Annotated in this window: 16 protein-coding genes and 10 tRNA genes; 4 read left to right on the forward strand and 22 right to left on the reverse strand. The window is 47.8% G+C overall.

Annotated features, from left to right (window positions below):
- Positions 1–186: 186 nt before the first annotated feature.
- The 10 genes from C7R93_RS01120 to C7R93_RS01165 all read right to left on the reverse strand — a co-directional run bounded on the left by C7R93_RS01120 (position 187) and on the right by C7R93_RS01165 (position 1,363).
- Positions 187–263 (reverse strand) — tRNA-Pro (locus C7R93_RS01120).
- 32 nt (positions 264–295) lie between these two features.
- Positions 296–369, reverse strand: a tRNA-Arg gene (locus C7R93_RS01125).
- Between the two features lie 6 nt (positions 370–375).
- Positions 376–451: transfer RNA gene (locus C7R93_RS01130), tRNA-Gly, on the reverse strand.
- 77 nt (positions 452–528) lie between these two features.
- A tRNA-Leu gene (locus C7R93_RS01135) sits at positions 529–614 on the reverse strand.
- A gap of 31 nt (positions 615–645) precedes the next feature.
- Positions 646–721, reverse strand: a tRNA-Lys gene (locus C7R93_RS01140).
- A gap of 40 nt (positions 722–761) precedes the next feature.
- Positions 762–838: transfer RNA gene (locus tag C7R93_RS01145), tRNA-Asp, on the reverse strand.
- A 77-nt stretch (positions 839–915) separates the two neighbouring features.
- Positions 916–992 (reverse strand) — tRNA-Met (locus C7R93_RS01150).
- Between the two features lie 75 nt (positions 993–1,067).
- Positions 1,068–1,143, reverse strand: a tRNA-Val gene (locus tag C7R93_RS01155).
- 37 nt (positions 1,144–1,180) lie between these two features.
- Positions 1,181–1,254, reverse strand: a tRNA-Glu gene (locus C7R93_RS01160).
- A gap of 16 nt (positions 1,255–1,270) precedes the next feature.
- Positions 1,271–1,363: transfer RNA gene (locus C7R93_RS01165), tRNA-Ser, on the reverse strand.
- 740 nt (positions 1,364–2,103) lie between these two features.
- Here C7R93_RS01165 and C7R93_RS01170 point away from each other — a divergent pair.
- The gene (locus C7R93_RS01170) at positions 2,104–2,535 is read left to right on the forward strand and encodes a GNAT family N-acetyltransferase (protein ID WP_106837097.1); all 432 of its coding nucleotides are present in this window, start codon (positions 2,104–2,106) and stop codon (positions 2,533–2,535) included.
- Here the strand turns inward: C7R93_RS01170 and C7R93_RS01175 are convergent.
- The 7 genes from C7R93_RS01175 to C7R93_RS01205 all read right to left on the reverse strand — a co-directional run bounded on the left by C7R93_RS01175 (position 2,530) and on the right by C7R93_RS01205 (position 9,110).
- On the reverse strand, positions 2,530–3,297 hold the full coding sequence (locus C7R93_RS01175; protein WP_106837098.1) for a type III pantothenate kinase: 768 nt from the start codon (positions 3,295–3,297) through the stop codon (positions 2,530–2,532). The two genes, C7R93_RS01170 and C7R93_RS01175, sit on opposite strands and share 6 nt — an antisense overlap.
- Before the next feature lie 12 nt (positions 3,298–3,309).
- Positions 3,310–4,158 carry a carboxylating nicotinate-nucleotide diphosphorylase gene (gene nadC / locus C7R93_RS01180; RefSeq protein ID WP_106837099.1) on the reverse strand — a complete coding sequence of 283 codons (849 nt, stop codon included), beginning with the start codon at positions 4,156–4,158 and terminating at the stop codon, positions 3,310–3,312.
- Positions 4,145–5,773, reverse strand: a complete 1,629-nt coding sequence (gene nadB / locus C7R93_RS01185) for an L-aspartate oxidase (RefSeq protein WP_106837100.1) — start codon at positions 5,771–5,773, stop codon at positions 4,145–4,147. The genes nadC and nadB overlap by 14 nt, the downstream gene beginning before the upstream one ends.
- Positions 5,774–5,887: 114 nt before the next feature.
- Entirely contained in the window at positions 5,888–6,313 is a 426-nt protein-coding gene (locus C7R93_RS01190; protein WP_016740938.1) for a Fur family transcriptional regulator, read from the reverse strand.
- 39 nt (positions 6,314–6,352) lie between these two features.
- The gene (locus C7R93_RS01195; protein WP_106837101.1) at positions 6,353–7,192 is read right to left on the reverse strand and encodes a metal ABC transporter permease; all 840 of its coding nucleotides are present in this window, start codon (positions 7,190–7,192) and stop codon (positions 6,353–6,355) included.
- 35 nt (positions 7,193–7,227) lie between these two features.
- Positions 7,228–7,998 carry a metal ABC transporter ATP-binding protein gene (locus C7R93_RS01200; RefSeq protein ID WP_106837102.1) on the reverse strand — a complete coding sequence of 257 codons (771 nt, stop codon included), beginning with the start codon at positions 7,996–7,998 and terminating at the stop codon, positions 7,228–7,230.
- 131 nt (positions 7,999–8,129) lie between these two features.
- Entirely contained in the window at positions 8,130–9,110 is a 981-nt protein-coding gene (locus tag C7R93_RS01205) for a metal ABC transporter solute-binding protein, Zn/Mn family (protein WP_106837103.1), read from the reverse strand.
- Between the two features lie 192 nt (positions 9,111–9,302).
- Here C7R93_RS01205 and C7R93_RS01210 point away from each other — a divergent pair, with 192 nt between their 5' ends.
- The 3 genes from C7R93_RS01210 to C7R93_RS01220 all read left to right on the forward strand — a co-directional run bounded on the left by C7R93_RS01210 (position 9,303) and on the right by C7R93_RS01220 (position 11,539).
- Complete coding sequence (locus C7R93_RS01210; protein ID WP_106837104.1) at positions 9,303–9,797, forward strand: PCYCGC domain-containing protein; 495 nt, start codon at positions 9,303–9,305, stop codon at positions 9,795–9,797.
- Between the two features lie 111 nt (positions 9,798–9,908).
- Positions 9,909–10,244, forward strand: a complete 336-nt coding sequence (locus C7R93_RS01215) for a PadR family transcriptional regulator (RefSeq protein WP_106837105.1) — start codon at positions 9,909–9,911, stop codon at positions 10,242–10,244.
- Positions 10,241–11,539, forward strand: a complete 1,299-nt coding sequence (locus C7R93_RS01220) for an FtsW/RodA/SpoVE family cell cycle protein (RefSeq protein ID WP_106837106.1) — start codon at positions 10,241–10,243, stop codon at positions 11,537–11,539. Before C7R93_RS01215 ends, C7R93_RS01220 begins: the two co-directional genes overlap by 4 nt.
- A gap of 59 nt (positions 11,540–11,598) precedes the next feature.
- On the opposite strand, the gene nadA is transcribed toward C7R93_RS01220, so the two are convergent.
- From nadA to ftsH, 5 genes are all read right to left on the reverse strand, one after another.
- Entirely contained in the window at positions 11,599–12,543 is a 945-nt protein-coding gene (gene nadA, locus C7R93_RS01225) for a quinolinate synthase NadA (RefSeq protein WP_106837107.1), read from the reverse strand.
- A gap of 88 nt (positions 12,544–12,631) precedes the next feature.
- The gene (locus C7R93_RS01230; protein ID WP_106837108.1) at positions 12,632–13,384 is read right to left on the reverse strand and encodes an alpha/beta hydrolase; all 753 of its coding nucleotides are present in this window, start codon (positions 13,382–13,384) and stop codon (positions 12,632–12,634) included.
- 29 nt (positions 13,385–13,413) lie between these two features.
- Positions 13,414–15,492 carry an AraC family transcriptional regulator gene (locus tag C7R93_RS01235; RefSeq protein ID WP_106837109.1) on the reverse strand — a complete coding sequence of 693 codons (2,079 nt, stop codon included), beginning with the start codon at positions 15,490–15,492 and terminating at the stop codon, positions 13,414–13,416.
- Between the two features lie 4 nt (positions 15,493–15,496).
- The gene (locus C7R93_RS01240) at positions 15,497–16,366 is read right to left on the reverse strand and encodes an HAD family hydrolase (RefSeq protein ID WP_106837110.1); all 870 of its coding nucleotides are present in this window, start codon (positions 16,364–16,366) and stop codon (positions 15,497–15,499) included.
- A gap of 365 nt (positions 16,367–16,731) precedes the next feature.
- Positions 16,732–18,705, reverse strand: a complete 1,974-nt coding sequence (gene ftsH / locus C7R93_RS01245) for an ATP-dependent zinc metalloprotease FtsH (RefSeq protein ID WP_106837111.1) — start codon at positions 18,703–18,705, stop codon at positions 16,732–16,734.
- Positions 18,706–18,760 lie beyond the last annotated feature (55 nt).

The raw sequence follows: 18,760 nt of genomic DNA on the forward strand, positions 1-18,760 counted from the left end.
GTTTTCAAAGAGCATTTTTAGTTCTGCTAAACTAGCAGGAACTTCATGTTAGCACATCCGCTTTCAGGTGTCAAACACTTTTTTGAAATGTTTTTCAACCAATCTGCAATTTGTTTAGTAAGAGCGGATTTTCAATATATCATGTGCGTCACATTCATGTCAACCATCATTTTTTCAAGAAAGCGATGGTCGGGAAGACAGGATTCGAACCTGCGACCCCTTGGTCCCAAGCCAAGTACTCTACCAAGCTGAGCTACTTCCCGATTATCGTTCTTCACTTTTTAAAATGAAGATGCGTGCCCTGAGAGATTCGAACTCCCGACCTTTTGATTCGTAGTCAAACGCTCTATCCAGCTGAGCTAAGGGCACATGTTATGGAGCGGACGAAGGGTCTCGAACCCTCGACCTTCGCCTTGGCAAGGCGACGCTCTACCAATTGAGCTACGTCCGCATGCTACTTTGTTGCTGTGGGGTCCCCGAAAAGTACTCGGAAATCACTTCGAAGCTTCGATTCGCTTTTTGGGGTAATGGTGCGGTCGAGAGGACTTGAACCTCCACGGTGTTGCCACCACTGGCACCTGAAGCCAGCGCGTCTGCCATTCCGCCACGACCGCATATGAAGATCCATCTCTTGTTTTAAAAAACTGGTGAGCCATGAAGGACTCGAACCTTCGACCCTCTGATTAAAAGTCAGATGCTCTACCAACTGAGCTAATGGCTCTCACTATATTTATCGCTATTTCAAACCATCAAGGTTGAAATGGCGGAGCTGACGGGACTCGAACCCGCGACCTCCGGTGTGACAGACCGGCGTGAACTCCAACTTCACCACAGCTCCATATTTGGTTGCACCCAATGGGCACTCCGATCCTACTTGATCACGATGATTACTCAACGAAGTGCAAGTAGAAAATTTGGTTGCGGGAGCAGGATTTGAACCTGCGACCTTCGGGTTATGAGCCCGACGAGCTACCGAGCTGCTCCATCCCGCGACGATCAGGACTATCGAGTGTCAGCGTTGCCGTATGCGGCACTTTCAGCTGACCTTCCTTGCCCTATTATATAAGTGGTGGAGGCTGACGGGATCGAACCGCCGACCCTCTGCTTGTAAGGCAGATGCTCTCCCAGCTGAGCTAAGCCTCCATATATGCCCTGCGAAACTGCAAGGCGTTTTGCTAGGTGACCCGTAGGGGATTCGAACCCCTGAATGACAGCGTGAAAGGCTGCTGTGTTAAACCGCTTCACCAACGGGCCATTTCTAAAAAAGTGATGGCGGATGGAGTGGGATTTGAACCCACGAGACGGTTCGACACCGCCTACACGATTTCCAATCGTGCTCCTTCGGCCGCTCGGACATCCATCCGTATATATGAAGTGGATCAAAGCGATCCGCTCGTTTGCCTTCCAGAATTCATATGTTAGCATGCATTCATGTGAAACGCAAGAACTTTTTTAAAGAAACTTAAAAAGTTCAATGTGACATAACTTTTCTGCTAGGCACAATAGCCATTGTAGCGTGTGCAGCATGTGCTGTCAACGAAAAATAATGAAAATCTCAACTTTTTGTCTCTGTCTCCATCCATTGATGTGAAACACGTATATATCATTACCTGTCAGTAGCAATGTTACTCGCCGAATGCCACGCTTTTTGTCGAGCATGCTCGTATCTGCACTAACAAGAGATCTCACCATAAGGAATGGTGAGATGGTATAATTTAACTTAAGACAAGACTGGCGGTGGAAGACCACGGCACAGCTTCCTGTAAAGGGGGTGATGCTGATGGTCTCGCTCGGCACGCTTTACCTTTTCCTAAAAGTATTGGCAACCTTGCTAAGCCTCTGGTTTAGCAGCAGGAAGCTCTACCGATGGATAAGAAAGTGGCGTAACAAGCGAAAACCCACCGCCTAAGGTTGACCGCCTGACGGTGGGTTCGCTGTTTTTGTAATCTTGCGCGCCGTGGGTGTCCACAGCTACTTGTCTCAGGAGCCTTGCCGCTGCAACGGTATTGGCTCCTTTATTTATATGTCGGAAATTCAATATCTCTACCAGTAGTTTAACACCCTTTTTCCATTCCATACAACCTAGGAAAGGATTTGAAATGGATGACCTCGATCCGTCTAGCTACTCCTCAAGACATTCTTGCTGTCTGTACGATTGATGCAATGGTGCTAGGTTCAACCAGTCGTTCAACTGAACTACAAACAGCCATAGAACAAGAGCATTGCTACGTGGCGTTATTCGACATGAACATCGTCGGTTTTGCCCTCATCAATCAATCTTTTTTTAAGAACAGCTTTATACATCTAATCATTGTTCACCCTCACTATCAAAACAGAGGGGTTGGCGAGGAGATGATGCGCTATCTGGAAACGATCTCCCCTACAGAGAAGTTGTTCACTTCTACTAACCTTTCCAATAAAAGAATGCAACGTCTCTGTCTAAAGCTCGGATACGCTCACTGCGGAACCCTTACTCACCTAGATCCAGATGATCCTGAAATGTTTTTCTGCAAATACGTTCGACATCCACTATGATTGATTTCGCTCATAGATCAAACGAAGTCCTTTTAGCGTAAGATTCTGATCCACGACATGGATACAAGACGTCTCATTAGCAAAAAGTGCTGCCAACCCTCCTGTGGCAACTACGGTAGGTCGTGTACTGTATTCATCCATGATTCTTCGTACGATGCCCTCGACCTGACCGACAAACCCGTAAAATATGCCGGACTGCATCGCCGCTACCGTATTGCGGCCGACTACACTTGCAGGTTTGGCGATTTCGATTCGCGGCAGCTTGGCAGCACGAGTAAAGAGTGCCTCTGTCGATATTCCAATACCAGGAGCAATCGCCCCGCCCCAATATTGCGCCCGCTCGTCCACATAGCAAAAGGTCGTCGCCGTTCCAAAATCGACCACGATCAGCGGTGTACCATAATGATGAATCGCAGCAACAGCGTTCACGATTCGATCAGAGCCTACCTCTCGTGGATACTCATATTTGATGTTCAATCCAGTTTTGATACCCGGTCCGACAAGCAGTGCTTTTTGTTGCATGTACTTCGCGCACATGCGTTCAATAGTGAGGTTAAGAGGCGGAACGACAGACGAGATAATCACGCCTCTAACCTGCTCAAAACCGAGCCCAACACTACCAAACAAGCTTTTAACGAGCATGCCGTACTCGTCTTCCGTTTTGTTACGATCTGTGGACACTCTCCAATGGTGTTGGAGCTCGTCGCCTTCATACAAGCCCAATACAATATTGGAGTTGCCTATATCGATCACCAATAACATCGTGGTCGCTCCTTACCGCTTGCGCGTATTCAAGTCGAGGCTGATATCAAACGCTTTGACGGAATGAGTCAGAGCCCCTACCGAAATGATATCAACGCCCGTTTTTGCAATGTCACCAATCGTCTCCAGACTGACACCGCCAGATGCCTCAACAATGGCCCGTCCATTGATAAACTGTAAGGCTTCCACCATTTGATCGAGTGACATATTGTCGAGCATGATCGTATCTGCACCTGCTGCCAATGCTTCCTGAACCTGTTCAAACGATTCAGCCTCTACCTCCACTGTCATTGTATGAGGAATGACCGCGCGTGCCGCAGCGACAGCCTGGGCGATACCGCCTGCTCCTTTGATATGATTGTCCTTGATCATTACGGCATCATACAAGGCAAAACGGTGATTGTAGCCTCCCCCGACACGAACCGCGTACTTTTCCAAAGCCCTAAGCCCTGGCGTCGTCTTTCTCGTATCGACAACCCGTGCTTTCGTCCCTGCGACGGCTGATGCGTATTCACTCGTTTTCGTGGCAATCCCAGACAGACGTTGCATTAAATTAAGTGCGAGCCGCTCTCCGCTCAAAATCGAACGAACCGAACCGCTGACCTCTGCGATCTGCTGACCAACCTCCACTTGTGCTCCTTCTTCTACTTTTATCTCAAAAACGAGGGTAGAATCAACCGTGGCAAATACTTGCTCTGCAATCGGCAAGCCTGCTACAATTCCCGCTTCCTTCGCATACAAAATGCCGACACCCTGCTCCGATTCCGGAATCGTGCTCATTGTCGTCACATCACCAAATCCCACGTCTTCCTGTAGCCATTCCTCTATTTTTCGCTGAAGCTCCCGTTTATTCCACATCATGCTTCTCACACTCCTCTTGGACACCATCTTCTACGGACTGGATCAAATGCTTCCGCCACAGCAAATCATCTTTATTCGGAAAATCAGTACGATAATGCCCGCCTCTGCTTTCTTCCCGCAAAAGTGCTGCTCTCGTTGTCAGAACGGCAGCATTCAGCAGATTGAAGAATTCAAACGTTTCCACGCTCTCTGGCTCGTACTGATAGTATTGCTCCATTCGCGTAAGCTCCGCAAATGCTTTCGTTAATCCTTTTTCGTCGCGCTTTACACTAACATGCCGTAGCATGAGCTTTTGCATTTTCAAGCGTTGTTCACGTGTATTGAACGTTTGAGGCCGTTTTTTCTTAGATACAACCTGAAAGGGATGAATGCTCGGCAAATCAGCCAGCTGCTTGATCCGCTCCGTTATCCGGTGGCCGAACACAACCGCTTCCGATAACGAGTTGCTGGCCAGTCGATTCGCTCCATGTACCCCTGTGCATGATGCTTCCCCGCATGCAAAAAGCCGCTTCGTCGAGGTCTCCCCGTTCAAGTCAGTCTGGACACCGCCCATAATATAATGGCAAGCAGGAGCTACCGGAATCCAATCTGTCACCATATTGAGCCCGTATTGTAAGCAAAAATTATAAATCGTCGGAAAACGACGCTTAATAAGCTCCTCCGATTCATGGGTGATGTCGAGATACACGAACGTAGACTTCGTCTGTTCCATCTCAGAGACAATCGCCCGGGCAACAATATCACGCGGCGCCAGCTCTTTTTGCGGATGGTACTTGTCCATGAAGCGATCACCATTGCTGTTACGCAAAATGGCACCCTCCCCACGAACCGCTTCCGAAATCAAAAAACGCGGGGCTCCCGGATAGTAAAGCGCAGTCGGATGAAACTGAATAAATTCCACATCTTTAATGCGAGCACCCGCCCGATACGCGATGCCGATCCCATCTGCCGTGGCGATTTGCGGATTCGTCGTATAGCGATAAAGCTGACCCGCTCCTCCTGTAGCCAGCACCGTTGCTTTGGCTTCCAGGAAAAACAGTTCACCATCCGGCTTCCGCACGAGGACACCCACGCATTCGCCATCCTGCGTGATGACATCCACAGCAAAATGGTATTCCAAAACCTGAATGTTTGGCTGCTCTATCACACGCTTGGACAAGGCGCGGACGATCTCTGCCCCAGTGGCATCTCCATTCGCATGCAAAATACGTCGTTTGCTATGCGCACCTTCCTGTGTCAGTTCGTACTGTCCTTGTTCATCGCGGTCAAATTCCGTTCCATATGCAATCAGTTCATGCAAGCGATCAGGGCCTTCATGCACCAGGACTTCCACAGCGTTATACGAGCAAAGACCTGCTCCAGCGATTAGCGTATCCTGTCGATGAAGGGCAGGGGAATCAGATTGGGCTGTTACAGCAGCGATTCCTCCCTGAGCCCAGCGTGTATTACTATCATCGAGTCCCTTTTTGCTGATCAACACCACATCCACATCCGCATACTCACTCGTTTGCAACGCCGTATACAACCCAGCAATTCCTGCTCCAATAACAGCTACATCTGCCCTCATCCGAGGCAAGGCGTGCAAATCAAAGTCCACAACATAACGGGGAATCATGACCGTGTCCCTTCTCTCTTGTAACTGATGATTTTCCACCCATTATAGCAAATACATGCTTGAAGGAGATGAAAAAAAGAGCGTCCGCAAAAGCGAACACTCTCCTCTATCTGACTAATTGGAATGCGTTACACATTCCTTACACGTGCCATATACCTCGAACTTGTGTCCCGTCACCTGGAACTCTTCCGGTACCGCAGAAATGATATTCATCGGACATCCTGGCAAAGAAGAAGTCTTTCCACATTCCGTACAAATCACATGGTGATGATGGTGCCCATCTGTCGAACAGGCCAAACGGAATCTGCCTTCCCCGTCCAGCTCCGTCTCTTCCAGAATCCCCAGCTCAACAAAAGTGGAAATGTTGCGATAGACGGTATCGAAGCTGAGTGTTGGATACTGCTCCTTGATTCTTTCCATAATATCTTTGGCAGACAGGTATCGCTTCTCGGCCGCGCAGATTCGAATCATCTCCTCCCGCTTGCCGGTATACTTGAAACCATGTTCTTTCAATATTTGCAGCGCTTCTTCTACTTTCATCGACAAACACTCCTTCCTTTTGTCATATCCGGATCACTCTTACCGGAAAGCCACACGCAGCTTTTTTACACCCAATACAACCAGCATAACCAGTACCGCCATCAGTACAATTGTACCACCAGATGCCCAATCAAGGAGATAGGCAAAATACAAACCACTCAGCACAGAAAACTCTGCGAACAAAATCGACAAGAAAATCGTTTGACGAAAGCTTTTTGCAATTTGCAGACTGGCAGCAACCGGAAGCGTAATCAGCGCCGAGATTAACAGGACACCGACAATACGCATAGATGCCGCAATCGTCAGTGCAACGAGCACCATGAACCACAAGTTGATCGATCGTCTAGCCACTCCGGAGACGCGAGCGAATTCCTCGTCAAAGGAGACTGCGAAAAGCTCCTTGTAAATCAACAAGACCGTCGCCAAAACGACAACTGCCACACCAATCAGCGCATACAGATCTTCGATGGACACTGTAACGATTTTTCCGAACAAGTACGAATACAAATCTGCATTAAAACCGTCTGCGATACTGATCAATACCGTAAACAGTCCAAGTCCCGCGGACAAAATAATCGGAATCGCCAAATCCTGATAGGCTTTGTACACCTTACGCAGCCGCTCGATGAACAACGAACCAATCACCGCAAACAGCATCCCGAAAAACAGCGGATTGACTGCGGAGAAGAAGGCGACCTTTTTGGAAATGAGCATCCCGGCAGCTACCCCGGATAGTGTAACGTGTGACAAGCCATCTGCCATCATCGATAAGCGACGAACAATGAGAAACGTGCCCAAAACAGGGCAGATCAGGCCAATTAAAATCCCTGAAAACAGGGTATACCGCAAAAAGTCATACTGCCACCAATCAGCAAGCATGTGCATATTCCTTCTTTCTTACCTATTTACAAAGCTTAATGATGATGAGACAGCAGTCTGACCGAATCACCGTACATACTTTGCAAGATTTTTTCTTGGTTATGCTCAAATTCGTGCGCCGTTCCGTGGAAGTGAATCTTCTTCTGCACACAAGCCACCTTGGTCACCCATTGCGACATGACTCCCACATCGTGACTGACGATCATCATCGTCAATCCGTTCTCTTCCTTCAGCGAACGAAGCAAGCTGTAAAACTGATCGATCGATTCCTGATCGACCCCAACCGTTGGCTCATCGAGGATCAGCAGCTCCGGTTCAGCTACGAGAGCGCGCGCTATAAATACGCGCTGCAATTGCCCACCGGACAAGTTGCCGATTCGTTGATCTAGTTTCTCCAACAAGCCGACACGATCCACAGCGGCCCGTACGCTCTCATGATGTTGTTTCGTCAGTCTGCGAAAAAGGCCTACTTTACCTACCAATCCAGATGACACGACTTCTCGCACGGTTGCCGGAAATCCACCCGCTCCATGTGCAACCTGTTGAGCGACATATCCAATGCGATTCCATTCTCGAAACTTGGATAGTGGTTGCCCGAACAGCTCGACTGTCCCTTTGTTTGGCGTCAATAGACCCAAAATCAGCTTCATCAACGTAGATTTCCCAGACCCGTTCGGTCCAACGATGCCCACAAAGTCTCCGCGTTCCAGCGTGAATTCAACCTCATCGAGAACCTGTTTGTCTTCATATTGAAAGGAGACGCCTGTGAGCTTAATGACGGGCACCTCTTGTGTATGTGGCTCCATGAAATATCCATCCCTTAAATCGGATTTGTTCTTATTTGATCCCCTTATCGTACTACGATTTTGCCCGAATCACAAGCATCCTACTAACGAAAAAATGCCGCTTGGCAAGCGACATCTTTTCGAGGGAAAGCTTATTGGAGTGCAGTCTTTAATGTATTCATATTGTCGCGCATAATGGACAAGTAATCACGGCCTGCCTTCACGTCGTCTCCCGTCAAACCTTCCAACGGATTGAGCGTGGCCGTCTTCACGCCAGCTTCCTTCGCAATCACTTCCGCTACCTTCGGAGAAACCAACGTCTCGAACAGCACATAAGAAATGTTGTGTTCTTTTACATGCTCTACCAAGCTCTTCAACTCAGCCGTGGACGGCTCATCAGAAGGATTGACCCCAGAGATCGCTACTTGCTCCAATCCGTAGCGTTTTGCCATGTAGCTAAATGCGCTATGAGAAACCATGAATTCTTTCTTCGGCGCTTGCGTAACCATATCTTTGAACTCTTTATCCAGCTGCTCCAGGTCTGTTGCTAGTTGTGTGTAGTTCTTTTCGTAATCGGCAGCGTGCGCTTGATCCTTTTGCACGAGCGTATTTTTGACTTTCTCTGCCTGTGCCTTCAGTTGCATCGGATCGAGCCATACATGAGGGTCCAGATCGCCGTGCTCATGCCCTGCCTCTTCTGCATGTCCTTCTTCTGTGTGCCCTTCTCCTTCATGCTCAAGCTCGGCTACACTAAGCAGCTCGAGACCTTCCGTCGCATTGACGATCGTTGTCTTGTTTTTGTCGAGGTTGGTTACAGCCTTTTCTACCCACAGCTCCAAACCACTGCCGTTATAGGCGAAGATATCTGCTCCGGACAGAGCAACCATGTCTTTTGCGGTTGGCTCGTAGTCGTGAGATTCTACGCCAACGGGAACCAGATTGGTTACCTCAACGTGCTCACCGCCGATTCGCTTCGCTACATATTCCAATGGATAAATCGTCGTGTATACTTTTGGCTTCGCGGACGCGTCACTACCAGTTTGCGGAGTACCAGCCGTTTCGTTCGCTGCTCCACATCCCACCAGTCCCACTGCTGTAATGAAACTTAGGGCTGCCACCATTGCTCTTTTCATCTCTATTTCCTCCTACTCCAATTCAAAATGATTCCGATTTACGTTCTCGTCGTTTTTCATTATACGGAGAGGGGCCTAAAAAGTAAATAGGATTTATTCCGATTTAATCGTCATAAGAGTACAGCTTCTCTCATAGCTTCACAATTTCTCCATCTCATTATGATAAAATAACTGGCAGGAGGTATGTCCAAGATGAAACGTAAATCATGGTTAGCCATTACTTTTATCACCGCAGCTCTGCTTTCTGCCGGCTGTGGCTCTAATGATCAAGCTGAACAGAATCATAGCGATCACACGCAGCACGCCCCCAATGGTGATTTGCAGGAATTGACTGCTTCCGCTGATCAGCTACCGAAATTTTTAGATAACCAAGACCCTGTCATTATCGGATCCTACAAAGTTGCTGCGGCAAATCGTGAGCTACTCAAATCCATTCCATGCTATTGTGGTTGTGGTGAAAGTGCTGGACACGAGCACAATGGCAACTGCTTCATCAAAGAAGAAAAGTCTGACGGCTCCATTGTCTGGGATGACCACGGCACTCGTTGCGGCGTATGCATGGAAATCGCCGTTATTTCCGGCAAGATGAATGAAGAAGGCAAATCTACAAAAGAAATTCGTAACTACATAGACCAAACCTATGGGCAAGGCTACGGAAAACCAACTCCTACCCCGATGCCTTCTTAAACACATATAACAAGACTTCCCGACGAGGAAGTCTTTCTTTTTTCCCTTTTATGGAATACAATCATACATAGATATTCGAGGTATCGAAATTCGAGGTATAAGGAGGTAGCTATGGCGGTTAACAAAGAGCTGATGAAAGGTAGTACGGTCATTCTCATTCTTACCTTGCTCGAGCAAAAGGCGATGTACGGCTATGAGATGATCAAGACGATGGAAACTAGTTCGAACGGTGTGTTGTCACTCAAGGAAGGCACCCTCTATCCCATTCTTCATACTCTTGAGTCGGAAGGGAAGGTCGAGGCGTATTGGAGTGAGGGTGAAGGCGAGCGAAAACGCAAATATTATCAAATCACCCGCGAAGGCAAGAAGCATTTGAAAGAGAAAAAACAGGAGTGGGAGTCTTTTCGTACCGCTGTTGACTCCGTGTTGGGAGGGCAGGCAACATGAACGGAAACAACCGTATTGCGGATTACATAAAAGAGGTTTGCGACCAGATTAAGAACAAAGAGGTTCATCCAGCGATTACGCTGGAGTTGGAGAATCACTTCGCTGAAAAGATCGAGGATTATCGTGAGGCTGGGTATGGGGAAGATGAAGCGACTCGGATTGCGATTGCGGAGATGGGTGATCCTGTCGATGTCGGGCGGCATCTGCATCAGGCGCATAAGCCGCGGATGGAGTGGGGTATTCTTGCCATCGTTGGAATCCTCCTTGGAGTCGGCCTGTTAGTATTGTATTCCCTTCAAATTGCACAAGATGAACAAAATTGGCTGGAAAGGCAGGTCAATGGCATTTTGATCGGCACAGTCGCCTTGGTGGCGATTCTCTTTTCTGATTACAGTAAATTGAAACGCTACAGTCGACTCTTGTATTTCTTTACGCTACTCTTATTACTTTTTACGCTGTCTTTCGGGGACCCCATTTATAATATCCCTCATTTAGACATCCGAGTTGAAGAGCTCAACGTATTCTATATCAGCCCGTTCCTGCTCATTGTCGCCATCGCAGGAATTTTCACCGAGTGGAAGGAAAACGGACGCTTTACCATTATGAAAGCAATCGCATTATTTATGCCCCCGTGCTTCCTTCTTCTTTCCGTGCGCCAAGATTATTCGATTATTATGTTTCTCATTGGCTACGTCACACTTTTGATTGCTTCTCAAGCCAACTGGCGTGCTGTTTTGAGCTTTCTGGGGATGGCGTTTTCCATCATCATCGGGAAGTATTACCTGTTTGCTACACCGCAAGAGTTGGATCGTTTTTTCTATTTCTTGAACCCCTACAGTGATCCAACCGGAAAAGGATATCAAACCATTCAGTCCATGGAAACGATTCAATCAGCAGGCATGTGGGGACATGGCTTTGGCTCTACCATGGACACTCTCCCCGCCCTTGAGTCCAACTATATTTTTGTCTACTTGGTTCACAGCTTGGGGCTGGTAGCCGGAGCATCCATTTTTATCCTGGGCATTGTCCTGTTGGTTCGCTTGCTCCTTACGATCAAGCAGGTAAAGGATTCTTACGGTGCCATGCTGTTATCAGGGATAACGACACTTTTTTTCACCCCATTTTTTTGGAGTATTTTCATGACAATGGGTCTGGTCCCCTACGCAAATGTCCTTCTTCCTTTGGTCAGTTACGGGTACGGCATTACACAGCTCGTTTTGCAGATGGCATTGATTGGACTCGTGCTGAACGTATATCGCCGGAAAGACATTCAGCCATTAACCAAAGCCTCCTAATAGAAAAAGGGAGTAAAGCCCATTCGCTCTACTCCCTTTTTACATCACATCAAATGCCCCTAAGCAGGCGCTACCGCAAGCATGCGCTCCAACGAAGCACGTGCCGCATCAGCAACATCCTTCGGAACAAAAATCTCCGGTTTCATATTCTCCAGCGCCTCGACGCACTTTTTCAGGTTGTTCACCTTCATGTTTGGGCAAACCAGATACTTGGAAGCGAAAATGAATGTTTTGTCCGGGCTGTCCTTTTCCAGCATGTAGCGCGTGCCGTCTTCCGTTCCGATAATAAACTCTTTGTGCGAAGACTCACGGCAATATTTCAAAATTCCGGTCGTGGAACCAACGTAGTCAGCCAGGGATACCACTTCTGGGCGGCACTCCGGATGAACGACAACCACAGCCTCCGGGTGCTGCTGCTTCAACGTCATGATGTCTTCTACAGACAGTTGATCATGCGTATTGCAGTACCCTTCCCAAATGATCATTTTCTTGTCTGTGAATTGGGATACATAGTGGCCGAGGTTTTTGTCCGGCACCCAAATGATCTCGTCACTGTCGATCGACTCGATCACCCGCTTCGCGTTGGACGACGTACAGCAGATGTAGGTTTCTGCTTTTACATCCGCAGAAGTATTGATGTAAGCCACTACCTTTGCATTTGGATGCTGATCTTTGAGCTTCCGCAGCCCGTCTACGTTTACCATGTCTGCCATTGGACAGCCAGCCCGTTCGTCGGGAATAATGACGGTCTTCTGGGGATTGAGAATTTTTGCACTTTCTCCCATGAAATGAACCCCACAGAACAAAATCACATCGGCATCCGTTTCTTTCGCTTTCTGCGCCAGCCCAAAGGAATCTCCAATGAAGTCAGCGACCTCCTGAATCTCGGGACGTTGGTAAAAGTGAGCAAGAATGATGGCATTACGCTCTTTCTTCAACTGCAGCAGTCGTTCACGTAACTCAGCGTTGCGCTGGGCTTTTTTTTCTAACGCTAAAGCGTCCATGGAAAAAATCCCCCTACGGTGGTGTCATAATTTACGGTCATTGTAAGCGTATAACCCCACCTTGTCAACGTGGTACCTGTAAACGGATTCACTTGGTGTTGAACAACCACTGCATGGCATCTGGAACGTATTGCACTCCTCGCTCAAAAGAATGGAAGTCACTCTCATAAATTACCTGTCGGATCGAATCTCCCTGAAAACCATTTTGCTGCAAATATTGATAGATTCTCTTACTGTTGGGTACCATCCATTGCTGTCCGTTTGTTCGACCGCTGCCTTCCGCATGTCCCAAATTCATGTAAAGACGCTGTCCCGTATCACGGATTGTGCGTTGCTCGATCCAATCCACGATCCCCGGAAACCAGAAGGAGCCGGAAAAACTGCCCACCCTTCCAAAAACATCGGGATGGCGTAACGCTGTATAGACGGAAATGAGTCCCCCAAAGGAAAAACCCATGATCCCAGTGTACTCTCGCTCCTGTAATGTACGATATTTACTATCGATGTACGGCTTCAACTCATTGGCTAGAAAATCCGCATACACAGAAGCGTTCCCACCAAACTGTTTGCCGGACTCCGGTTCAAAAACATTCGGCGACACAAACGGCGTATACTCATTATTTCGATCGAATGATTCGATTCCGACAAACAGCAAGCCAGGCAGTTGATTGATAGCCGTTAACTCTCTGATTTTCTGAAGAACATCACTATCCTTCGGGTCAATCAAATCACCGTCATCCTGCAAAAACACAGCAGCGTAACGCTCTTCGCTTTCATGATAGCCCTCAGGCAAATAAATCGTTAGCTTGCGATTTTGAAACAGCTCGACGATAGGTAGCATGGGCCCTTCCTCCTCCTTTCTCGAAAACCTTAGTTCGTGGACATAAATTCGAGAACTTTGTTTGTCGTATACTTGATCGCCAAAGGTCCTTTGGTACTGATCGATACATCCAACGGGAATACGTGCTTTTCTTTTACCGCTTTTAACGATTGCCAGACCTTGCTTTGATTCAACTCCGCCATCGTTGTATCCATTCTGTCCGCATGATCTACCACGAAAATATAATCTGGATTAAGAACCGTGACACCCTCCAAAGAAATTACTTCTCCCTCCAGCTTGTATTGCCCCGGAGACTTCAACCCCAAGCCTGTTTCTTGGTCGTATGCATACGAAACGTCATTGTCGTCCAATACATAAAAGGTGCTTCCGTCACCTGTCGCCCGTAAAAACGTAACTGATTTGTCTTTATGCTTGGCTAATTTCTCTCTGGCTTCACCCATTAGCGTCTGCAATTTCGTAATGTAGTCTTCGGCCAATTGCTCTTTGCCGATCAGCTTGGCGTATTCACGGAGTGTCTCTGTCCAGCTCCGATCTTCTGTATTGTTAATCATGGCTACTGGAGAAATACTGCTTAAATCCGCGTATACTTCGTTGTGTGTCCCGGAAAACGCGACTACCAAATCTGGATTCAGGTCTGCGATCATCTCTAGATTCGGCGTCCTCACTTCCCCGATATCTTTTACCGTTGCGGTACTCGCGTATGGCTTCAACGTTTCAAAAGTAGTCAGCATGCGATCAGCGAGCGTAGACGCAATCGGTGGCGTTTCCAACGCAAAAAAGTATTCCATCATCCCGAAATGAGTCACGACGATGCGCTTCGGCTCTTTGGGAATTACCACTTCTTTTCCGAGTGCATCCACGTACGTTCGCGGCCATTGCTGCTCTGTCGGTTGTGAAGTCGCCTCTGTCGCCGAAGAAGTCGCAACAGGTGTGGCATGCTGCGTTCCACCATTCCCCATCGGTGTACCTGAACATGCACTAAGTAACAAAGCAAGCCCCAGCACGAGCTTGTGCATTTTTCCTTTCACGTCTATTCCCCTATCCTTTTGAGAATGATTTTCAACAACAATCAGATTGTATGTTTCATTCGATAGGGAGACAAGATCTGATCTTAGCCTTTTCATAGGATATTCTGAGCCTTCACCGATACGCAGAACTTGTTCCTTGAATTGCCCTGGGGTCACGCCGGTATGTTTTTTGAAGGCTCTGATGAAATAGGAGAAATCCGTATACCCGACACCTTCCGCCACTTCCTGAAGAGTGGCATCCGTACGACTCAACAAGTCCTTTGCCTTTTTGAGTCTCACACCAATCAAATAATCGATCGGACTATGACCCGTTTGACGCTTGAACTGCTTCGACAAGTAAGGAATGCTGTAATTCAACGTCTGAGCGATTGCCGCAAGCGTGATCGGTTCCGCATAGTGTTTATGAATGTATTGCTTTGCAAGGAAAACGAGATCATGTTGGGTGATTACCTCTTCTTGCTCATCCATCTGATCAAGCAGCTCGCAAACAAACAGATGAAACAATCCTTTTGCCCGCAATTGTCTCAAATCATCCTCATCCCCGTTGTCCCAAACAGACCGCAGATGATCCAGTATATCCAGCAGAGTGATAGGCTGCTGCGGCACAATGGAATAGGGAGACAAAAACCAGTTGCGAGATTCCAAGAGATTCATGATTTCCTGACGACTTGGCAACGGAATCATTGCTTTATAGAAAATGATGTAGTATTCCCATTCGTTATCCGTAACGCTTACGTTGAGAGTCAGCCCTTTGCCCCCGTGAATCACATGAAATGTATGGACAGGGTACATCACATTATTGAGCTGCACGACTGCTCGACCTCGAACCGTAAACAAAAATACGCTTGCCGGGAGCTGATAAGCCGTTATTTTCTCTCCTGGCTGCACGATCTGATGGCGTACATCCATTACTTTCACGGATGCATGGTTCCACAAAATCATAAGCTCTTTGCGCATCATCGTTGCAATCACTCCCCACTTGCCAGTATTCATACGACCATTATAATTGATAACAATTCTCAACAACAGTGAGAAAAAAGCAGAAACCGGCCAATACAGACGCAGTTTCTGCTTTATCATTCTCTTACTCGCCTTTTTCTCCGAGAACGCGCTCCCGAATAAATCGGGCTACACCTTCCTCATTGTGATGGGGAGCTATATATTTGGCCACCTGCTTAATTTCGTCAGAAGCGTTTTCCATCGCGACGGAATATCCTGCGCCCGTTAATGCCTCCCGATCGTTTTCTGCATCACCAAATGCCATTACTTTCTCTGGGGAGATTCCCCACTTCTCACAGAAGTATTGAAGCCCTTCCCATTTGGAGACCCCTTGAGGAATCACCTCGACATTCTGCTTACCGGATGAAGTGATGGTCACTTGCTCGTCCCAAGGCTTCAACTGCTCTATCGCCCACTCCAGACGATCTGGATCATGATGCCAGATGAAAAACTTGACGATGTCTACTTCCCCGGACTCCACCTTGGTTAGCACATCAGCCAATGGCTCTACGCGAGCGAGCCTGTAGTAGGGAAATTTCAAGATCGAGAACCCTTCCACAGATGCATCCTCACTCATTGTCGCTTCCAATCGCTCTCGATCTTCTTTGATCATCCACCGATTGCTGTTGGTATCATGAAGCTCATAATAAATCGTTTCTTGCCTCAGTGCATGGATCGCACCGATTACCATCTCAGTGGGAAGGAGCCATCGACGGACGAGTGTGCCATCCCCCTCGAAAACAACGCCCCCATTACTGCATACATAGCCGTCAAAAGGAAAGGAATCGATCGGAATTTGAGCGGAGCCATACATCCTGCCTGTAGACAAAACGAGTTTACAGCCTTGCTGTTGCAATTGGCGAAGTGCTTCTTTCGTTCCTTCTGTCATCTTGGATTCGTGATTTAGTAAGGTTCCATCCATGTCAAATGCAGCCATGCCCGGTGTAAGCAACATATCCAATCCCTCTCATTCGCTTTGGATTTGCCATTGAGTCAGCATAGTGGAAGAGAAGAAAAAGCACAGTTCTCTTCGACTCTGACACGTCAGCAGGGGGATTCACTGACCGTCTACACTTAAAAAAGGGGACCGTCGAGCCAAAGCCACCCTACGGGCGGAAGTTTCTCAAGGAAGAAGTGTTCGACAAGCGTGGTCCCCTTTTTTAAGTTCCGACTGGGGTGGCGCTGTCAAGGTCTACGAGCCCTGCGCTTTTTCTTCTCACCAGCTTTATTGGTTCATCGACACCTTTAAAACTTAGGAGCTTAAACACCCACAAAATTTATACTTTCCGATATTACAAAAAAGGGCACCTGAGGCGCCCCTTATTGTTTCGGTTCTTCTTTTGTATCTTCTTGCTTTGGTTCTTCGTTTGTTTCTTCTTGCTTTGGTTCTTCTTTTACTTCTTCCAGCTTCGGTTGAATGTTCACGACCACATCTTTATTTACGTCTGGGTCGTTATCCATTTTACCTGTTTCGATCAATTGCTTGATCTGCTCAGCATCAAGAGTCTCTACACGGAGCAGCGTGTTCGCAATCAGATCGAGCTGATCACGGTGCGTCGTCAGCAATTCTGTACACTTTGCGTAGCACTCGTTGATAATATTTTGCATTTCCTGATCGATTTCGTAAGCAATCTGATCGGAGTAGTTACGCTCATTGCCATAGTCGCGGCCCAGGAATACCTGTCCTTGACTCTTACCGAACTGCATAGGACCGAGCTTGCTCATTCCGTATTCGGTAATCATGCTGCGAGCGATAGCAGTCGCACGTTGGAAGTCATTATGTGCGCCGGTACTAATGTCCCCAAGCACTATTTCCTCCGCAACGCGTCCACCCAACAGACCGACGATTTTGTCGAGCAGGTCCGTTTTGGTAGCAAAGAAACGGTCTTCTTTCGGCAGCATCACTGTGTATCCGCCAGCTTGGCCGCGCGGAATGATTGTTACCTTATGTACCATTTCTGCATTTCTCAGGTGGTATCCGATGATCGTATGACCTGCTTCGTGGAAGGCAACCAGGCGTCGTTCGTCTTCGCTCACTACGCGAGACTTCTTCGCTGGGCCCGCAATTACGCGGTCAATCGCTTCATCCACTTCCGTCATGTTGATTTGCTTTTTGTTTCTGCGGGCAGTCAAGAGAGCCGCTTCGTTCAGCAAGTTCTCCAAATCTGCGCCAGTGAAGCCCGATGTACCACGAGCAATCACTTCCAGCTTCACGTCTTCACCAATCGGCTTGTTGCGGGCATGAACCTTGAGCACCGCTTCACGGCCTTTGATATCAGGACGATCTACTGTAATTTGACGGTCAAAACGTCCCGGACGCAAGAGAGCCGGGTCGAGAATGTCAGGTCGGTTGGTCGCAGCAATCATGATGATCCCTTCGTTTCCACCAAAACCGTCCATCTCTACGAGCAACTGGTTGAGAGTTTGCTCGCGTTCGTCGTGGCCGCCGCCGAGTCCAGCTCCGCGTTGACGACCAACAGCGTCAATCTCGTCAATAAAGATAATGCAAGGAGCATTTTTCTTTGCATTTTCAAACAGGTCACGTACGCGGGAAGCACCCACCCCAACGAACATTTCCACGAAGTCAGAACCGGAGATACTGAAGAACGGTACACCAGCTTCGCCTGCAACAGCACGAGCGAGCAAGGTTTTACCTGTACCCGGAGGTCCTACGAGCAGTACCCCTTTTGGAATACGAGCGCCAACCGCATTGAACTTACGGTTGTCTTTCAGGAAATCAACGACTTCCTCCAGCTCCGCCTTTTCTTCGTCTGCTCCTGCTACATCGTCAAATGTAATGCGTTTCTTCTCTTCGTTGTAAAGCTTCGCGCGGCTTTTACCGAAGTTCATTACTCGGCTTCCGCCACCTTGCGCGTTGTTCAGAAGAAAGAAAAACAGGATGAAGATGATGACAAAAGGAATGATAGAGGTCAAGAACGTGAGCCAAATGCTATTGCCCTCCGCAGGATTAAACGCTACATTCTTCACCTTTTGCGCATCGATTTTCTCTTCGACTAGCTTAACAACATCTGAGTCATACAAAGGAACATTGGTAAAAAATTTGTTGCTTTCCTGTCCCGGAATAGCTTTTGCCAACGTACCCTCAACCCTGTAAGTACCATTCTCTGGTCGAAGCGCCAACTCTGTGACGTTGTCAGCTTTTAGCTGTATCCGGAATTCCTGATATGTAAGTTTCCCAACCTTATCAGTACCGGAGAGGATGAAATTCACGATCCCGACCGTGACAAGAAAAATCAGTAGGTAGAACCCGGTATTACGAAAAAAGCGATTCATTCCTTACCTCCTCTCACGAACAGACACTTTTCACATTTTATCATAGAAAGCACGG

Source organism: Brevibacillus fortis (genome assembly GCF_003013395.1).
Taxonomy (GTDB): domain Bacteria; phylum Bacillota; class Bacilli; order Brevibacillales; family Brevibacillaceae; genus Brevibacillus; species Brevibacillus fortis.

What these genes read in the sequence shown, in the direction of transcription:
- C7R93_RS01175 (WP_106837098.1), bottom strand. Translation starts at nt 3,297, where the DNA reads ATGTTATTGGTGATCGATATAGGCAACTCCAATATTGTATTGGGCTTG.
- C7R93_RS01210 (WP_106837104.1), top strand. Translation starts at nt 9,303, where the DNA reads ATGAAACGTAAATCATGGTTAGCCATTACTTTTATCACCGCAGCTCTG.
- nadB (WP_106837100.1), bottom strand. Translation starts at nt 5,773, where the DNA reads ATGATTCCCCGTTATGTTGTGGACTTTGATTTGCACGCCTTGCCTCGG.
- C7R93_RS01215 (WP_106837105.1), top strand. Translation starts at nt 9,909, where the DNA reads ATGGCGGTTAACAAAGAGCTGATGAAAGGTAGTACGGTCATTCTCATT.
- nadC (WP_106837099.1), bottom strand. Translation starts at nt 4,158, where the DNA reads ATGATGTGGAATAAACGGGAGCTTCAGCGAAAAATAGAGGAATGGCTA.
- C7R93_RS01240 (WP_106837110.1), bottom strand. Translation starts at nt 16,366, where the DNA reads ATGTTGCTTACACCGGGCATGGCTGCATTTGACATGGATGGAACCTTA.
- C7R93_RS01190 (WP_016740938.1), bottom strand. Translation starts at nt 6,313, where the DNA reads ATGAAAGTAGAAGAAGCGCTGCAAATATTGAAAGAACATGGTTTCAAG.
- C7R93_RS01220 (WP_106837106.1), top strand. Translation starts at nt 10,241, where the DNA reads ATGAACGGAAACAACCGTATTGCGGATTACATAAAAGAGGTTTGCGAC.
- ftsH (WP_106837111.1), bottom strand. Translation starts at nt 18,705, where the DNA reads ATGAATCGCTTTTTTCGTAATACCGGGTTCTACCTACTGATTTTTCTT.
- C7R93_RS01230 (WP_106837108.1), bottom strand. Translation starts at nt 13,384, where the DNA reads ATGCTACCTATCGTCGAGCTGTTTCAAAATCGCAAGCTAACGATTTAT.
- C7R93_RS01170 (WP_106837097.1), top strand. Translation starts at nt 2,104, where the DNA reads ATGACCTCGATCCGTCTAGCTACTCCTCAAGACATTCTTGCTGTCTGT.
- nadA (WP_106837107.1), bottom strand. Translation starts at nt 12,543, where the DNA reads ATGGACGCTTTAGCGTTAGAAAAAAAAGCCCAGCGCAACGCTGAGTTA.
- C7R93_RS01195 (WP_106837101.1), bottom strand. Translation starts at nt 7,192, where the DNA reads ATGCTTGCTGATTGGTGGCAGTATGACTTTTTGCGGTATACCCTGTTT.
- C7R93_RS01200 (WP_106837102.1), bottom strand. Translation starts at nt 7,998, where the DNA reads ATGGAGCCACATACACAAGAGGTGCCCGTCATTAAGCTCACAGGCGTC.
- C7R93_RS01235 (WP_106837109.1), bottom strand. Translation starts at nt 15,492, where the DNA reads ATGATAAAGCAGAAACTGCGTCTGTATTGGCCGGTTTCTGCTTTTTTC.
- C7R93_RS01205 (WP_106837103.1), bottom strand. Translation starts at nt 9,110, where the DNA reads ATGAAAAGAGCAATGGTGGCAGCCCTAAGTTTCATTACAGCAGTGGGA.